Here is a 16,370-nt window from a genome sequence, read left to right as displayed (position 1 = left end):
TCGGGCTTACAGTATCCGCGCCGTTCGGGTCTAGAACCAAGGAGGTAAACACGTGACGGTTGCCGTATCTCCGGATGGGCTTCCAGCACTGGTGCTGAATGCGGATTACCGTCCGCTCAGCTATTACCCCTTGTCGCTCTGGTCCTGGCAGGATGCCATCAAGGCGGTGTTCCTCGACCGGGTGAACATCGTCGCAGAATACGAGCATGCGGTGTCCTCGCCGACCTTCTCCATGAAGCTGCCGAGCGTGGTCAGCCTGAAGGCCTATGTGAAGCCGTCCAGGCATCCGGCCTTCACCCGCTTCAACGTCTTCCTGCGCGATCGCTTCCAATGCCAGTATTGCGGCACGCCCGAGGATCTGACCTTCGACCATGTCATCCCGCGTCATCGCGGCGGCGCGACGACTTGGGAGAATGTCGTCGCCGCCTGTTCGCCCTGCAACCTCAGGAAGGGCGGCATGATGCCGGCGCACGCCAAGATGTTTCCGCTGCAGAAGCCTTATCAGCCGACGGTGCATGATCTGCACAACAACGGCCGCCTGTTCCCGCCGAACCATCTGCATGAAAGCTGGATGGATTATCTCTATTGGGATGTCGAGCTGGAGCCATAATGTCGGTGCCGGGAGCCGATTGGCCGACGCATGTACAAGATCACGATCGAGTGCCTTGACGTTGCGCCGTCGCTAGGCCCGCAAGCCGCCGTCGACATAGAGCAAGAGTTTCACGCCGAACGAACTTGGCACCAGCAGCCCAGCTGTACCTACGCGGACGGCAAGCTTCTGCTGGTCGCAAGAAATGACTTTGACGCCGACGCAAAGGCCCTGCTCGATGATTTCTGGGACTGTCTCGCTGCGTATCTTGGGGAACACGGAGCCATGAACATCCTCAGCGTCGAGCAGGTCTGAAGTTGTCCTGATCCGTATCAGTCGCGGGCTAGCGCACCCCGGAACGCGACGGCGGCCAGGATGAGGCTGGCGATGGCGTTCCAACCGGCCAGCGACAGGCCGAGGATGCGAAGGGCCGCCTTGTCGCAGGAGGGCGGCACGAATTTGTCGAGCGCGTCGAGCACGCCCTTGCCGCCGGTGTCCACCGGGCCGGCGCCCGCCGTGCAGTCGGTCGGGCCGGCCCACCACTGCCATTCGACGCCGGAATGGTAGACGCCGAGATAGAGGCCGTAGAGCATCAAGAGACCGCCAATGCCCAGCAGGCCGCGCGTCAGCCATGCGGGCGCGCGCAGCATCGATGCGATCACCGCAAGCACCATCAGCGGCACGCCGATATAGTAGGGGGTGCGCTGTTCCAGGCAGAGATGGCAGGGGATGTAGCCGCCAATGTACTGGAAGCCGAGCGCCGAGCCGACGGTCGCGGCCATGGCGACGGCGAGAAACAGGGCAGTCCGCGTCCGCTGGCGTCCGGTATCGACATTCATGGTCGCTGTCATGGGTCTTTCGTCCGTTGTGTTCGCCACCCGCCGGGTCCGCTTGCCCTCAAAACCGTCACCCGGTTTTGAGGGCGGGGCCTCAGAGGGCGTATTTGATCAGGATATAGAGCAAAATCAGGGCAGCCGCGGCAGCGCCGACGATCAGGCCAAGGCGCCTTTCGATGAACTCGCGGATCGACTCGCCATAGCGGCGCAACAGCCAGGCCAGTAGCAGGAAACGGGCGCCGCGCGCCACGATGGCCAGCACGATGAACAGCGCCAGATTGACGCCGATGACGCCGGACAGGATCGTCACCACCTTGATCGGCGGCAGGTGCGCCGCACCCGAGGTGATCAGCATCAGGATGATGAAGCCGACGCCCGACGAGGTGCGCAGTTGCTCGAACTCATCATACTTGCCGTAGAATTCGAGGATCGGCCGTGCCAGCGCCTCATAAGCGTAGTGGCCGATGAACCAGCCGGCAATGCCGCCCAGCACCGAGGCGACGGTGGCGATCAGCGCATAGCGATAGGCACGATCCGGCCGCGACAGCGCCATCGGCAGATAGAGCACATCGGCCGGCACCAGGAACACAGAGCTCTCGACGAAAGCGATGAAGGCCAGCCACCATTCGGCGGATTTGCGGGCCGCCAGCGACAAGGTCCAGTCGTACAGTCCGCGAAGCATCGGCTCTCCTACTGCATGTGGTCCAAAATGCGCAGCCGCCCGGGGACAACGGCAGGGATGAAAACAGAGGCACAGGCTTGCGCGTCGGTCCCCTCAGACGCGCCACGCTTCATGCGCCGCCTGTCTAGAAAGATTTTCCGCGCCGCACAATGGCAGCGCCGCCACGAAATCGAAAGGCGCAGTTGGTCGCATCCGGGGATAGCTGAGAATTGGCCAGTTGACGAACAGGCCTCCGACCGTATAGTCCGCGCCCATCCAGGCTGTCCGGCCTGAGCCCCTATGGCGGAATTGGTAGACGCGCTCGACTCAAAATCGAGTTCCGCAAGGAGTGCTGGTTCGATCCCGGCTAGGGGCACCATTCCATGTTCAGGAACTGATCCGTATTGCTCGCCTGCCCATGATGCAGGGCAAACCCCGCCGACAGGATTGAGGGCGAAGACCGGCTACAACGCCAGCCTGCGCCCTCTCCAATCCGTTCAGAGCGAGTGCTTATAGCCGATCGCGATATTCCATTTGTCGCCCGCGAGATCGTTGTAGGGGGCTGAAGTGGTATCGGTCTTCTTCCAGGAATAGCCAACACTGGCATAGACCGCGTTGGTGGAGTCGATGCTGTAGGTCAAGCCGGTGGCCAGCTTGGGTGTTTCCCAGGTGGTGTTGAAGGCATTGCGGTAGCGGAAGTTGAAGACGTTCCAGGTCCATTGCTTGGAGACCTTCCAATCGCCCGCGATATAGAGGGCGTAGTAAGGAACATTCGCATTGGCATCCGCATCCTTGATGATGCCCGTATCGTGCCAGGTGTAGCCGAGCCCCAGGCTGGGGGTCAGGGTGAAGGCATCCGTGACCTTGATTTTGTAGCCGAGGCTGGCCTCGGCGTAGTACTGGGATTTTCCACCGGTCTTGAAGGTGGGCTGGATAAAGATGCCACCGACGAAATTGTTGTCGAAATTGTGCGAAACGCTGAGCTTGAAATAGGTGTCGGCAAGCGACCGGGCGGTGTTGCTGCCATTGTCGATGGCGTAGAATTCCGGGCTCCCCTCTATTGCAATCGTCCAGGTCGGCGCTGCCGGTGGCGGGGCTTCGACCAGATCGGCGGCAAAGGCTGATGTGGCCATGGACAAGCAGACGCCCAATGGGGCGACGATGGTGCGCAAAAGCATGGTCTTTCCTCGAGATGTAGCGGCCGCATCGGGATGGAGCGGCGCGTTGGATGTGGCGGTGATTTTGCTAGGCGCGCGCCATTACAGTTATGTGACGGTGTGCCATTCGTGTGGACGACTTTGCCCATACGGCTCGCGACAGGGTCTCTGCGGTGCAGATTGGCCACACCGACAGCACGCTCACACCAGCCGGTTGCGCGGCGGCCGGGCAGCCATCTAGCCGGTGGCTAGAAGGGGGATCCAGTCCCCGAATACATGTCTAAACAGGATCAAGAAGGCCGATCAACAAGGCCACCCAAAGGCCGGGTAGTCGCAGACTGGGGTCCGGCATTCAGCGTCGTCTCAGCAGGCTCTTCATCCGATTGCGCAGCAGGCGCGCCATGTTGCGGGTCTCGCGGTAGAGATGCAGTTGCGAGGCGGCCTGGCGGGCGAGGCGGTCGGCGTCCGTGGTCAGCCCGATCACCAGCGTGCCGATCGGCTTGCGCTCGCTCCACAACCTGCTCATCACCGGATGGTCGGGCACCGCGCAGGAATCGGTCATCATGATGTTGGGATCGTCGAGATGCTGCCGGGTGACCTCGATCATCAGCAGCGTACCCGGCGAATAGGCGGCCAGCGTCTCGTCATAGGCCGTCTTCCAGGTATAGGCGACGCCGGCTTCGACGAAGACGATCAGGCAGGCGATGGTGCGGCCGTCGAGCGTCAGCGAATGGATGCGGCACATGTCCTGTTCGGCGAGCCGGTGCACGGCCTCGCGGGCGAAGGCGGCGCGGAAGCGGTCGATCGCCATGGCGGTGCGCTCGCGGCCCTTCCAGCCGGACGCTTCCAGCGTCAGGAAGCTCTCTATGGCGTGGCGGATTTCCTCGGGGCCGCGCGCCACCACATGCTCCAGCCTGCCGAGGTCGGCAAGGCGCCGCTTCAGGCGGCGGAACTCGCGATAATGGTGCGAGCGCAGCGATGCCTTCAGATAGTCGTCGCCGTCGAGTTCGCTCTCTAGCACCGGGCGCAGGGTCTGGCCGGTGGTGACCAGCGTCAGGCCGCGCGTTTCGGCCACGGTGCCGAGCAGGCTCGCCACCGGGCCGTCGAGCCTGATGTCGGGGAGCACGAAGACTTTCGGCAGTTTGAGATGCGGGCGCGACAGCATCGAGAAGAAGTCCTCGACGACGCCGACCGGATCGTCGCGGTCGATCAGCGGCGTGCCGAGCGGACCGAAGGGGCTCGACCAGGTACGCATCACCGGAACGCCGAGCGGGACCACCGGGCGCTCCACCGAGATCGGCACCAGGAGGCGCAGCCGGTTGCGGTATTCGTCGCCGTCGCGGATCACGGCCAGCCGCACTTCACGATCCTCCAGCCGGGGCATGGCGGGTGCCAGGAAGCGCGGGTTGAAGAAGACGTTCGGCTCGATCGTGCGGGCGCAGAGATAGTCCAGCTCCTCGACCAGGTCGAAACCGGCCGATGCCGGATAGATGGCAAGCTTGCGCTCGGGCCGGTTGTTGGCGAAGATTTCGATATGGGCGGGGTCGGGGTCGCGCGCCAGCCCGGCAAGACCAGAGACCATGGCGCCGGCGGTGCCGCCGCTTGTTTCCTCGAGCAACGGGATGGCGGCCATCAGGCGGCTCCTTTGGCTGGTACGAAGATCGCCATGACGATGCCGAGCTTGCGCCACACCGTGAAGGACAGCGCGCTGGCCTCGAAGATCATGGCAAAGGCGGTGGCCATGGCCGCGCCCCACAGGCCGAACATCGGGATCAGCACCACGTTGAGGCTGATGTTGAAGGCCAGTGTCATGGCATAGACGGCGGCGCAGATGTTCTGGTTGCCGCTCATGGTGAGGAGGCTCTCGCAAGGGCCGACGGCGGCGCGGGCCACGACGCCGAAGACGAGCAGGAACAGAAGCGGATAGCCCGCAGTGAATTCGGGGCCGAAGAGCACCAGCATGGGTTTGCCCAGCGCCAGCACCAGCAGCGCCATCAGCAGCGAGGGCCAGAAGGTCCACGACACCGTTTCGCGGGCGAAGGCGGCAAGCTTAGCCGGCTCGCCATGGGTGAACTGCGCATAGCGCTGGGCAACACCGGCCTTGACGGCGAAGTAGACGAAATGCACCAGAGCCAGCGTCTTGACCGTGGCGAAATAGACGGCGACGTCGTTGGGGTCCATATAGGCGCCGACCATCAGCACGTCGGCATTGGTGAGCAGGAAGAAGAAGCCTTCCACCAGGAAGATCGGCAGCGAGACGATGAACCATTGCGCGAAATGCACCTTCATCGGTCCGGCCGGGATCTGCTTTTCCATACGGTGGGTGACGCCGATCAGCTGGGCAAGCGTGGTGACATAGGTGGCGGCGATCGAGGCGAAGATCGCCGTCCTGGCATCGGCGGCGTAGCCGGCGTAGAGCATCAGCGCCATGAACAGCAGGATCAGCACCGGCCGTATCAGATAGGTTGGCGACAGGGCGAAAAGCGCCCAGCTGTTCGCCCTGGCCTGGCCCTGCAACAGATCCGACACCGCGATCATCGGCAGGCAGATGACCCCGAGGATGAACGGTATCACGTAGTAGTTTTCGATCCAGGGCGCCGCCAGCCAGACGCCGAGCGCGCCGAGCCCGGCGATGATGGTCGAGGCGATCAGCACGAACAGGCGGCTGGCCACGACGATGCCGCGCAGTTCGTCCATCATGCCGCGCTCGCGGTATTCGGGGATGAAACGGATGACCGAGGTGTGGAAGCCGAGGCAGGCGAGGTTGCCGACGATGACCATCGTCACCCAGACAAGTACGAAGATGCCGTATTCGAACGAGCCCATCCAGCGCGCCATCAGCACCTGGCTGATGAATGCGATGACGGCGCTGACGATGCGGATGGAGAAGGCGATGACCGACATGCGGCCGGCCTCGCCGCGTTCATCGGCGGTGAACAGCACGGCGTCGATGCGGCCAAGCAATGGCCCCATGCGCAGCGCCAAGCGCTGCGGCAAGAACCGCCCGGCAGTCGTGGCCGCGGAAAAGCGCACCCCGAATATTCTCCATTTTCCGCCTCTTTTTCAGGCTTTGGTGTAGCGGAGACACATTAAGAAACGGTTGGGTGACAGTGGGGATGCGTGGCGGATGAAAGCCAACGATTTGGCTTTTCGAGCAACGAACGGTGAAGACCCGGTCCGCCTTCGGGCGGATCAAAAGGTCCAGTGGACCTTTTGAAGGGGCTGAACGCCCGACGGGCAGGGAGCCATAGCGGAGGGCCGGCGACCGCCTAAGTGGGTGAAGCCCAGAATCCGCTTTTCGAGATCCGCCGTGTTGCGGAACACCAACGACGATACGGCTAGAGGACACAGGCCAAATCTTGGAACTCAGCGCCGCCCTCATCCGCCCTTCGGGCACCTTCTCCCTGTATCGTGACGGGGAGAAGGAAGAGCGCTTCCCTTACGCGAACGCGCCGTGGCAGTGCTTGTATTTCTTGCCGGAGCCGCAGGGGCAGGCTTCGTTGCGGCCGACCTTGCCCCAGGTCGCCTGGTTGTTCGGGTCGCGGTCTTCGGGGGCGACGACGGCGTTGCTGTCCTGGCGCACCAGAAGCGCGGTCTCACCGTCGCCAAAATCGTTCTCGCCGGTGGTGCCGTCGATATGCGAGCCGAACATGTCGGGCGCTTCCGGCGGCGGGGCTTCGGCGGCCTGGCGGACCAGTTCGACGCGCATCAGCTGCGCGGTGACGGCCTGGCGCAAATTGCCGAGCATTGCCTGGAACAGCTCGAATGCCTCGCCCTTGTATTCCTGCAGCGGATCGCGCTGGGCGTAGCCGCGGAAGCCGACCACCGAGCGCAGATGGTCGAGATTGACGATGTGCTCCCGCCACAGGTGGTCAAGCGTCTGCAGCACCACCGAGCGCTCGACATAATTCATCACTTCAGGCCCGAAACGCTCGGCGCGCTCCCTGGCGGCGGCGTCGGCGGCCTGCGTGATGCGCTCGCGGATGTCGTCCTCCGCAATGCCCTCTTCCTTGGCCCACTCGTCGACCGGCAGGTCGAGGTTGAGGAATTCGGCGACCTCGGCCTTCAGCCCGGCGACATCCCACTGCTCGGCATAGGCGTTTTCGGGAATGGCCTTGGCGACGATCTCGTCGATGACGCCCTCACGCATCTCGGCAATGGTTTCCGACAGGCCCTCGCCGTCCATCAGTTCGATGCGCTGCTCGAACACCACCTTGCGCTGGTCGTTCGAGACGTCGTCATACTTCAACAGGTTCTTGCGGATGTCGAAGTTGCGCGCTTCGACCTTCTTCTGCGCCTTTTCCAGCGCCTTGTTGATCCAGGGATGGATGATCGCCTCGTCTTCCTTGAGGCCGAGCTTCTGCAGCATGCCGTCCATGCGCTCGGAGCCGAAGATGCGCATCAGGTCGTCCTGCAGCGACAGGAAGAATTTCGAACGGCCGGGGTCGCCCTGGCGGCCGGAGCGGCCGCGCAACTGGTTGTCGATGCGGCGCGATTCATGGCGCTCGGTGGCCAGCACATAGAGGCCGCCGGCGGCCAGCGCCTTTTCCTTCAGGCGCTCGACATCGGCGTGGATTTCCTTTTCCCGCGCCTCGCGCTCGGGACCTGCAGGCATGTCGCCCAGTTCTTCCTCGATGCGCATCTCGGCGTTGCCGCCGAGCTTGATGTCGGTGCCGCGGCCGGCCATGTTGGTGGCTATGGTGATGGCGCCGGGCTTGCCGGCCTGGGCGACGATCGCCGCCTCGCGCTCGTGGTGGCGGGCGTTCAGTACCTCGAAATCCTTGAAGCCTTCCTTGCGCAGGCGCTCGGCCAGTTGCTCGGACTTCTCGATCGAGGTCGTGCCGACCAGCGTCGGCTGGCCCTTGGCACTGGCCTCGCGGATCTCCTTGACGATCGCCTTGTACTTCTCCTCGACCGTCCGGTAGACCTCGTCGTCCTCGTCCTTGCGGATGACCGGCAAATTGGTCGGGATTTCGGTGACTTCGAGGCCGTAGATGTTGCCGAATTCCTCGGCCTCGGTCAGCGCCGTGCCGGTCATGCCGGACAGCTTCTTGTAGAGGCGGAAGTAGTTCTGGAAGGTGACGGAGGCGAGCGTCTGATTCTCCGGCTGGATGGCCACATGCTCCTTGGCTTCCAGCGCCTGGTGCAGGCCTTCCGAATAGCGGCGGCCGGGCATCATGCGGCCGGTGAATTCGTCGATGATGACGATCTCGCCGTTACGCACGATATAGTCCTTGTCCTTCTGGAACAGCCGATGCGCTTTCAGCGCGTTGTTGACGTGGTGAACGATGGCGACGTTCTCGACGTCATAGAGCGACTCGCCTTTCAACAGGCCGGCGTCGCGCAGCAGGTTCTCCAGCTTCTCGGTGCCTTCCTCGGTGAAGATCGAGGTCTTCTGCTTTTCGTCGATCTCATAATCCTGCGGCTGCAGCTGGATGATGAAGGTATCGATCGTGTTGTACATTTCCGAACGGTCCTCGAGCGGACCGGAAATGATCAGCGGCGTGCGCGCCTCGTCGACCAGGATGGAATCGACTTCGTCGACGATCGCGTAATTGTGGCCGCGCTGCACCATCTGGGCGCGCTCATACTTCATGTTGTCGCGCAGATAGTCGAAGCCGAGTTCGTTGTTGGTGGCGTAGGTGACGTCGGCAGCGTAGGCGGTGCTGCGTTCCTCGTCGGACAGGCCATGGACGATGACGCCGACCGAGAGGCCTAGGAATTTGTAGACGCGGCCCATCCATTCGGAGTCGCGCGTGGCGAGATAGTCGTTGACGGTGACAACGTGGACGCCCTTGCCGGCGAGCGCGTTGAGATAGACCGGCAGCGTCGCGACCAGGGTCTTGCCTTCGCCGGTGCGCATCTCGGCGATGCCGCCATTGTGCAGCACCATGCCGCCGATCAGCTGGACGTCGAAGGGGCGCATGCCGAGCACGCGGCGCGCGGCCTCGCGTGCCGTTGCGAAGGCCGGGACCAGCAGGTCGTCAAGGCTGGCGCCATTGGCGATATCCTGGCGGAATTTTTCCGTGCGGCCGGCAAGCTCGGCATCGGAGAGCGCCCGCATCTCGTTTTCCATGGCGTTGATCGCCTCGACGCGGGGCCGGGTTGATTTGACCCGACGGTCGTTGGAGGAACCGAAAACCTTACGGGCGAGACCGCCGAGACTGACCATCCAATGGTCCTTTCGATAGAATTCTCAATCTTGAGACAGGCGCCGGCCGGCCCCATCAAATCCGCGTGAACGCACCGCCTGAATGCGGGCAAACACAAAAAGCGCCCGGAAAACGGTTCTGGACGCCAAGTCGTTGGACAGATAAGAGGGGGCTCAACTGATGTCAACGCCGCGCTGGCCATGCCGGTCGCGCCAAATTCCGCCACAATCTGGCTGATCTGGAAGCCATCCCTCCTTACAATCCTTCACCGGAGTCATCCTTATGTCCTTGTTGTTCCGCCGTGCGTCGCTCGCCAGCCTTGGCTTGGCCTTCGGCCTGTCGGCTCTTTGCCTGTCGCCGCTGATGGCGCAGGAGACCGCTCCTGCTGCTCCGGCCGATGCGGCGGCACCCGCGGCGGCGCCGGTCGATCCGAACGCCGTGGTCGCCACGGTCAACGGCCAGCCCCTGACTGAAGCCGATCTGGTGCTTGCCGAAGGCGAGCTGTCGCAGCAATTCGCGCAGCTGCCGCCCGAGCAGCGCCGCGCCGCGGCCCTTTCGGCGGCCATCGAGATCCGCGTCATGGCTGCCAAGGCCGTTACCGACGGTCTCGACAAGGATCCCGACTTCCAGCGCCGCATGGCCTTCCTGCAGCAGCGCGCGCTGCATGGCGAGATGGTCGAGAAGGGCGTCGTCGACAAGGTCACCGACGCCGAGGTCCGCGCCCGCTACGACCAGGAGATCGCCAACACGCCGCCGGTCAACGAGGTGCATGCCCGTCACATCCTCGTGAAGACGAAGGAAGAGGCAGAGGCGATCATCAAGCAGCTCGACGGCGGCGCCGACTTCCAGAAGCTCGCCAACGAGCACACCAGCGATCCCTCGGGCAAGTCCAATGGCGGCGACCTCGGCTGGTTCGGGCCTGGCCAGATGGTGCCGGAATTCGACAAGGCGGCCTTCGCGCTTGAGGTCGGCAAATACACCGAGCAGCCGGTGCAGTCGCAGTTCGGCTGGCATGTCATCAAGCTCGAGGACAAGCGCGCCAAGCAGCCGCCGGCCTTCGACGAGGTGAAGGACCAGGCCAAGCAGGCGGTCATCCGCGACAAGTATTTCGCGCTGGTCAAGTCGCTGCGCGCCGATGCCAAGGTCGAGATTCCCGACGCCAAGCTGAAGCAGGCCGTCGATACGATGGAAGCCGGCAAGTAAGCCTGGACGTTTTTTCAAAAAGGGCGCGGCAGCCAAGGGTTGCCGCGCCCTTTTTTTGGTGTCGCCGATGCCGTTATCCACCGGGCGCCGCTATGCCTTGCAGGAGATAGCGGACCATCTTGCGTATCGTCGCCTCAGGCTCGTCGAGCCGGTTGGTCAAGAGATGCCGCCAGGCATAGGAAGCGACGAGGTCGGCGACGACGCCAGGGTCGATATCGCTGGGGATCTCGCCCCTTGCCTTGGCGCGCTCGATGATCAGGCCGGTGTGGGTGCGGCGTCCTCCGGCATAACCGGCAAGGGCCGCGGCCGCGGTTTCATCCGACTGCGCCTCGGCGATCAGCGACCTGAACACGTTGCCCGACGATGTCTCGCGCCAGTGCGCGAACAGATTGACCAGGAAGCCGACGAGATCCTCTTCCAGGCTTCCCGTATCGGGGACGTCGACGCGCTTCTGGCGCTGGTAGACTTCGAGCAGCAGGGCCGCCTTGCTCGGCCACCAGCGATAGATGGTCGGCTTGCCGGCGCGGGCGCGCCGCGCCACCGCCTCGATCGAGAAGCCGGCATAACCGGCCTCGATCAGCACGGCCTCGGCGGCCTCCAGAATCGCTTCGGCGCTGTCGGGGTTGCGCCTGGCGCCAATCGATCTGCGTGCCGGATCGGCGATTTCGCTCATTGGCCGTTCCTCCTGAAGCGGGTCTCGTCTCGGCTGGAACAACAACCCGCCAGCAACTCTTTTGCCTCACCACATTCTTGCTCGGACAGGAACCCTCCGAAGCACAAGCGCTCGTTTTCCTGTCAGCATTCGTGCGGACGTCAAATGAAGCCATTTGGCCGCAAAAGCGCTGATGCCAACATATGCTCACATTGAGATGTTCATACATCATCGCTTGACGAAACGGAACGGTTCGTTCTACCCATCGGAACGTTCCGTTCCGATGGGTATCGCCATGACGACCATTATCGCATCCGGCTCCGCGCCCGCCGAGACGACGATTTCGAGTTGGATGACCTTTCTGCTGGCAGCCGCCTGCGGGCTGATTGTTGCCAATATCTATTATGCACAACCACTGATCGGCCCGATCGGCGCCGAACTTGGCCTGCCGCCACATGCGGCGGGCCTGATCGTTACGATGGCCCAGATCGGCTACGGGGTGGGCCTGCTGTTCATCGTGCCGCTAGGCGACCTCATGGAGAACCGCAGGCTCGTGCTTGGCATACTCGCCGTGGCAACGCTCGCCTTGCTTGGCGCGGCAATTTCGACGCAGCCAATGGCTTTTCTGGCCGCGATGCTGTTTGTCGGCCTTGGCTCGGTCGCGGTACAGATGCTCATCCCCTATGCGGCGCACCTTGCGCCGGAAGCAAGGCGTGGCCGCGTGGTCGGCAATGTCTCGGTGGGATTGCTGCTGGGCATCATGCTGTCACGCCCGTTTTCCAGCTTCATCACCGCGCTGTCGTCCTGGCATGTGGTCTACTTCGCCTCTTGCACCGTCATGATCCTGCTGGCCGTGGTGCTGCGGTTCGCGCTGCCCAGGCGCGTGCCGACGGCGCGTCTGAGCTACGGCGCGCTGCTGGCGTCCATGGTGCATATTGCGCGCACGACGCCGGTCCTGCGCCGGCGGGCTCTCTACCAGGCATTCCTTTTCGCGGCTTTCAGCCTGTTCTGGACGACGACGCCACTGCTGCTGGCCGGTCCAGATTTCAGCTTGACGCAGCGCGGCATCGGCTTGTTTGCTTTGGCCGGCGTCGCCGGCGCAATCGCCGCGCCGCTCGCCGGCAGAGCCGCCGACCGCGGATGGAGCCGGCCGGCAACCGCCTTTGCCATGTTGTGCGTCGCCGTCGCGTTTCTCGTAACCCACATCGCCCGCAGCGGTTCGCCGCTTTCGCTGGCGCTGCTCGTCGCCGCCGCCATCGTCCTCGACTTCGGCGTGCAGACCAACCTTGTCCTGGGCTATCGGGACCTGTTCGCGCTCGGCGCCGAACATCGCAGCCGTCTCAACGGGCTCTACATGGCGACATTCTTCATCGCCGGCGCAATCGGCTCGGGCGTTGGCGGCTGGGCGTATGCTCAAGGCGGCTGGCCACTGGTGTCCTGGATCGGCCTGGCACTGCCGGTTGCAGGACTGCTCTGTTTCGCCACCGAATTCATGTCGCGCGAAAGCGCGTGAATTCGCGCCGCAGCTTGTCGGCGATGTCGAGCGCGTCGTTGACCGGATTGGCCAGCGTCACGGCCTCGGCATAGGTGCCGTTGCCGATGACAGGCGCCACGCGCCGCGCCGGCTCAGCGTCGGCGCTCAGCAGCAAAAACCCCAGAAATGCCCATGCGAGGATCGCAAGCCTGCCCATGGGGCGCAATCATGGCGCCACAGGCGCCGGCGACGCCAACAGATTTGAAATGAAGGCTTAATCCGGCGTGGTTGGCCGCCCCGGCAGGCGCGGCGAAAACGCCCTTGCGCCCGCGCGCCGTATCGGGCAAACCGGCCTTCCCTTGCGATTTTCCCGCCCGAGGTCTCCATGTCCACGACGATTTCACCGCTCGCGCCGAAGAAATACCCCAAGATGCCGGTCATCGAAGGGGTGCGGATCGCCACCGCCGAAGCGGGGATAAAGTACAAGAACCGCACCGATCTCCTGGCCATGGTGTTCGACGCCGGCACTACGGTCGCCGGCGTGTTCACCAAGTCGAAATGCCCCTCGGCGCCGGTCGATTTCTGCCGCCAGAACCTTGGCGCCGGCAAGGCGCGGGTGCTGGTCGTCAATTCCGGCAACGCCAACGCCTTCACCGGCAAGAAGGGCCGCGACTCCACCGCGCTGACCGGCGAGGCCGCGGCCAAGGCCGCCGGCTGCACGGTAAGTGAGGTTTTCCTGGCATCGACCGGTGTCATAGGCGAGCCGCTCGACACAACCAAGTTCAGCCATCTGCTCGCCGGGCTGGTCAGTGATGGCAAGCCCGACCTGTGGACCGAGGCGGCAAAGGCCATCATGACCACGGACACCTATCCGAAGGTGGCGACGCAGACGATCAAGCTCGGCGACACCGAAGTCACCATCAACGGTATCTCCAAGGGCGCCGGCATGATCGCTCCCGACATGGCGACGATGCTCTCCTTCATCGCCACCGACGCGCCGATCGCGGCCCCAGTGCTGCAGGACCTGTTGTCGCGCGGCACGGCCAAGACCTTCAACGCCGTGACCGTCGACAGCGACACCTCGACCAGCGACACGCTGCTGATCTTCGCCACCGGCAAGGCCGCGAAGCGCGGCGCGCCTGAGATCACCGACCCGAAAGATGCACGACTGGGCCAGTTCCGCCGGGCGCTCGGCAAGGTGCTGAAGTCGCTGGCGCTGCAGGTGGTGCGCGACGGCGAGGGCGCCCGCAAGCAGGTCGAAGTGACCGTCACCGGTGCGAAATCGGCCCGCTCGGCCAAGCGCATCGCGCTGTCGATCGCCAATTCGCCGCTGGTCAAGACGGCGGTCGCCGGCGAGGATGCCAATTGGGGCCGTGTCGTCATGGCCGTCGGCAAGGCAGGCGAGCCCGCTGACCGCGACAGGCTGTCGATCTGGTTCGGCGACAACCGGCTGGCGCATGAGGGCGAGCGTGATCCGGCCTATTCGGAAGAAAAGACCTCCGCCTACATGAAGCGCGACGATATTCGTATCCGCGCCGATATCGGCATCGGCCGCGGCAAGGCAACGGTGTGGACTTGCGATCTCACCAAGGAATACGTTGTCATCAATGGCGATTATCGGAGCTGACGGTTTTGGCTTCCAGGCATCCGGCAAGCATGCTCGCGATCGTGCGTCGCTACGAAGCGGCCGGCTTTCGCGCCTGGCCGGCGGCGGCCGTCCATTATGACGGCACCTGGGTGGTGCGGCTGACAGCCGGCCATCCGGCCAAGCGGCTGAATTCGGTCAACCCGCTCGATCCCGGCGACATCCAGCACATCGCCGACCGTATCGGCCGGGCCAGCCGCCGTTTCGATGCCTATGGAAGGCCGCTGACGTTCCGCATGTCGCCGCTCTCGGGCCCAGATCTGGCCAATCATCTCGACAAGGAGGGCTGGAGCCGGTTCGACGAATCGCTGGTCATGCGGCTGCCGCTGGCCGATGCCCAGCTCGACGCCGCCATGGACCAGATTCCGCTCAAGGACATCAGCCGCTTCATCGGCGCGTCGCTCAAGGTCAGCGGCTCGGACGTTTCGCTGCGGCCCGGCCTGTCGGAGATCATAGGCGCCATCCAGCCCGAGGCCGGGCTGTTCGCGCTCGAGGATGGCGCAGAGGCGCTGGCGACGCTGATCTGCGTGCATGACGGCGATCTTGCCGGCCTGTTCGAGGTCGCCACCGACAAGTCGGCGCGCAACAAGGGCCACGGCCGCAACCTGATCCTGTCGGCGCTCAAGTGGGCCAGGCTGCGCGGCGCGCGCGAAGCCTGGCTGCAGGTCGAGGCCGGCAATGCGCCGGCGCTTGCGCTCTACCATTCACTCGGCTTCGAGGAAGTCTACCGATACCACTACCGCCGGCCGCCCGGTCATGAATGAAGTTGGGCATGAATGATCTGGTGAATACCGGCAAGCGCCTGCTCCTGGTCGCGGCCTGCGCGCTGGTCGACACCGACGGCCGCGTGCTGCTGGCGCAGCGACCGCCAGGCAAGCAGCTTGCCGGCCTGTGGGAATTTCCCGGCGGCAAGGTGGAGCTCGGCGAGACGCCGGAACAATGCATCGTCCGTGAACTGCATGAGGAGATCGGCATCGAGACCGAGATCCCGTGCCTGGCGCCGCTCACCTTCGCCAGCCATTCCTATGACGACTTCCATCTCCTAATGCCGCTGTTTGTGTGCCGCCGCTTCCGGGGCATTGCGCGGCCCAGGGAAGGGCAAGCGCTGAAATGGGTGCGGCCAAAGCAGATGCGCGACTATCCGATGCCGCCGGCCGACGCGCCGCTGATTCCGTTCCTCATCGATCTGCTCTGAGGATTTGTTTTGACGCAATTCCGGACGGAAAACCGCTTCACACTTTTCCTGGAATTGCTCTGACGATCGGGACCACGGTCCATATCAGCCAGCGTTAATGGAAGATTTATCTCATCATGAAAAATTGATGCATGGCCGTGTCCTTGCGGCCGCGTCGCCAATTCGCTGGGGAGCGATCGTATGAGCCTGGACAGGGATTGGGATTCGATCCGGCCCGACCGCAGCTTTCGTGCCGCCGATGCGGGCATGGGCATCCTGCGCATCACGCTGCTGTTCGGGTCGGCCGCGGTGGCGCTGGCGCTGATCGCGACCCCTTTCCTCGACCGCCAGACGCACTCGCAATCGGCGCGCGATGATTATTCCGGCGGTCTCGACATGACGGCGACCGGCTCGATCAGTCATCGCGGCACCTACACGGTGCGCCGCAGCGTGCTGCAGCCGCAGCCCGATTCAGTCTGCATCATCGGTTCCGACGGCAGGACCAGCGGCGACTGCTGACATGGTTAAGATATTTTGGAGACGGGGGCGGTTTCACCGCCTGTTAAGGCTTTGCCATTAACCTTTCTTAACAGATCGGCGGTAAAGTCCAGGCAAGGGGGATCGAGGTTATGAAAACAATGCTTCTGCGTTTTCTGGCAGATGAGACCGGCGCCACAGTCGTCGAGTACGCCCTGATCGTCGCGGTGCTGTCGCTGACGATCATCGGCGGTATCGGCCAGGTCTTCAACTCGATCACCTGGCTGTTCAGCGACAACACCAGCAGGCTTTCGAACGCCTTCGCTTCGCCTTGACCGCAATCGCGACGA

18 protein-coding genes and 1 tRNA gene are annotated in these 16,370 nt (G+C 63.7%); 10 read left to right on the top strand and 9 right to left on the bottom strand.

Annotated features, from left to right (window positions below; genetic code table 11):
- Window positions 1-52 precede the first annotated feature (52 nt).
- Window positions 53-610 carry an HNH endonuclease gene (locus AC1VON_RS00225; protein WP_027031236.1) on the top strand — a complete coding sequence of 186 codons (558 nt, stop codon included), beginning with the start codon at window positions 53-55 and terminating at the stop codon, window positions 608-610.
- 30 nt (window positions 611-640) lie between these two features.
- Window positions 641-904, top strand: a complete 264-nt coding sequence (locus AC1VON_RS00220) for a hypothetical protein (RefSeq protein ID WP_483119911.1) — start codon at window positions 641-643, stop codon at window positions 902-904.
- A gap of 17 nt (window positions 905-921) precedes the next feature.
- Here AC1VON_RS00220 and AC1VON_RS00215 read toward each other — a convergent pair whose 3' ends face one another.
- From AC1VON_RS00215 to AC1VON_RS00205, 3 genes are all read right to left on the bottom strand, one after another.
- Window positions 922-1,440, bottom strand: a complete 519-nt coding sequence (locus AC1VON_RS00215; RefSeq protein WP_172348429.1) for a disulfide bond formation protein B — start codon at window positions 1,438-1,440, stop codon at window positions 922-924.
- A 79-nt stretch (window positions 1,441-1,519) separates the two neighbouring features.
- Entirely contained in the window at window positions 1,520-2,107 is a 588-nt protein-coding gene (locus tag AC1VON_RS00210) for a YqaA family protein (protein WP_172348430.1), read from the bottom strand.
- A gap of 93 nt (window positions 2,108-2,200) precedes the next feature.
- The gene (locus tag AC1VON_RS00205; RefSeq protein WP_483119909.1) at window positions 2,201-2,362 is read right to left on the bottom strand and encodes a hypothetical protein; all 162 of its coding nucleotides are present in this window, start codon (window positions 2,360-2,362) and stop codon (window positions 2,201-2,203) included.
- A gap of 18 nt (window positions 2,363-2,380) precedes the next feature.
- Here AC1VON_RS00205 and AC1VON_RS00200 point away from each other — a divergent pair.
- Window positions 2,381-2,465: transfer RNA gene (locus tag AC1VON_RS00200), tRNA-Leu, on the top strand.
- A 118-nt stretch (window positions 2,466-2,583) separates the two neighbouring features.
- On the opposite strand, the gene AC1VON_RS00195 is transcribed toward AC1VON_RS00200, so the two are convergent.
- From AC1VON_RS00195 to secA, 4 genes are all read right to left on the bottom strand, one after another.
- The gene (locus AC1VON_RS00195; RefSeq protein ID WP_172348431.1) at window positions 2,584-3,264 is read right to left on the bottom strand and encodes a TonB-dependent receptor; all 681 of its coding nucleotides are present in this window, start codon (window positions 3,262-3,264) and stop codon (window positions 2,584-2,586) included.
- Between the two features lie 331 nt (window positions 3,265-3,595).
- Window positions 3,596-4,876, bottom strand: a complete 1,281-nt coding sequence (locus AC1VON_RS00190) for a GNAT family N-acetyltransferase (protein ID WP_140772286.1) — start codon at window positions 4,874-4,876, stop codon at window positions 3,596-3,598.
- Window positions 4,876-6,276 carry a lipopolysaccharide biosynthesis protein gene (locus tag AC1VON_RS00185; RefSeq protein WP_483119906.1) on the bottom strand — a complete coding sequence of 467 codons (1,401 nt, stop codon included), beginning with the start codon at window positions 6,274-6,276 and terminating at the stop codon, window positions 4,876-4,878. The genes AC1VON_RS00190 and AC1VON_RS00185 overlap by 1 nt, the downstream gene beginning before the upstream one ends.
- A 406-nt stretch (window positions 6,277-6,682) precedes the next feature.
- A complete protein-coding gene (gene secA / locus AC1VON_RS00180; protein ID WP_483119904.1) occupies window positions 6,683-9,415 on the bottom strand; it encodes a preprotein translocase subunit SecA in 2,733 nt (910 codons plus the stop codon).
- A 262-nt stretch (window positions 9,416-9,677) separates the two neighbouring features.
- Between secA and AC1VON_RS00175 the strand changes: the two genes are divergently transcribed.
- A complete protein-coding gene (locus tag AC1VON_RS00175; protein WP_483119903.1) occupies window positions 9,678-10,598 on the top strand; it encodes a peptidylprolyl isomerase in 921 nt (306 codons plus the stop codon).
- A 73-nt stretch (window positions 10,599-10,671) separates the two neighbouring features.
- Here AC1VON_RS00175 and AC1VON_RS00170 read toward each other — a convergent pair whose 3' ends face one another.
- The gene (locus tag AC1VON_RS00170; protein WP_483119901.1) at window positions 10,672-11,271 is read right to left on the bottom strand and encodes a TetR/AcrR family transcriptional regulator; all 600 of its coding nucleotides are present in this window, start codon (window positions 11,269-11,271) and stop codon (window positions 10,672-10,674) included.
- A 274-nt stretch (window positions 11,272-11,545) separates the two neighbouring features.
- Here AC1VON_RS00170 and AC1VON_RS00165 point away from each other — a divergent pair, with 274 nt between their 5' ends.
- Window positions 11,546-12,763 (top strand): MFS transporter, encoded by a 1,218-nt coding sequence (locus AC1VON_RS00165; protein WP_483119899.1) that lies wholly within the window; start codon window positions 11,546-11,548, stop codon window positions 12,761-12,763.
- Here the strand turns inward: AC1VON_RS00165 and AC1VON_RS00160 are convergent.
- Window positions 12,741-12,941, bottom strand: a complete 201-nt coding sequence (locus AC1VON_RS00160; RefSeq protein WP_483119897.1) for a hypothetical protein — start codon at window positions 12,939-12,941, stop codon at window positions 12,741-12,743. The genes AC1VON_RS00165 and AC1VON_RS00160 overlap by 23 nt on opposite strands.
- A 168-nt stretch (window positions 12,942-13,109) precedes the next feature.
- Between AC1VON_RS00160 and argJ the strand changes: the two genes are divergently transcribed.
- The 5 genes from argJ (at window position 13,110) to AC1VON_RS00135 (ending at window position 16,355) form a co-directional block, all read left to right on the top strand.
- A complete protein-coding gene (argJ, locus tag AC1VON_RS00155) occupies window positions 13,110-14,351 on the top strand; it encodes a bifunctional glutamate N-acetyltransferase/amino-acid acetyltransferase ArgJ (protein WP_172348437.1) in 1,242 nt (413 codons plus the stop codon).
- Window positions 14,352-14,380: 29 nt separating this feature from the next.
- Window positions 14,381-15,133, top strand: coding sequence for a GNAT family N-acetyltransferase (locus AC1VON_RS00150; protein ID WP_172348438.1), 753 nt, complete (start codon window positions 14,381-14,383; stop codon window positions 15,131-15,133).
- Between the two features lie 8 nt (window positions 15,134-15,141).
- A complete protein-coding gene (locus AC1VON_RS00145) occupies window positions 15,142-15,564 on the top strand; it encodes a (deoxy)nucleoside triphosphate pyrophosphohydrolase (RefSeq protein WP_483119894.1) in 423 nt (140 codons plus the stop codon).
- 180 nt (window positions 15,565-15,744) lie between these two features.
- Window positions 15,745-16,062 carry a hypothetical protein gene (locus AC1VON_RS00140; protein ID WP_483119892.1) on the top strand — a complete coding sequence of 106 codons (318 nt, stop codon included), beginning with the start codon at window positions 15,745-15,747 and terminating at the stop codon, window positions 16,060-16,062.
- Window positions 16,063-16,172: 110 nt separating this feature from the next.
- Complete coding sequence (locus AC1VON_RS00135; RefSeq protein ID WP_172348441.1) at window positions 16,173-16,355, top strand: Flp family type IVb pilin; 183 nt, start codon at window positions 16,173-16,175, stop codon at window positions 16,353-16,355.
- Window positions 16,356-16,370: the final 15 nt, after the last annotated feature.

This window comes from Mesorhizobium sp. HAY1-8B, from assembly GCF_056868045.1.
The sequence above is the reverse complement of the archived record's forward strand: the minus strand, read 5'-3'. Positions and strand labels throughout refer to the sequence as shown.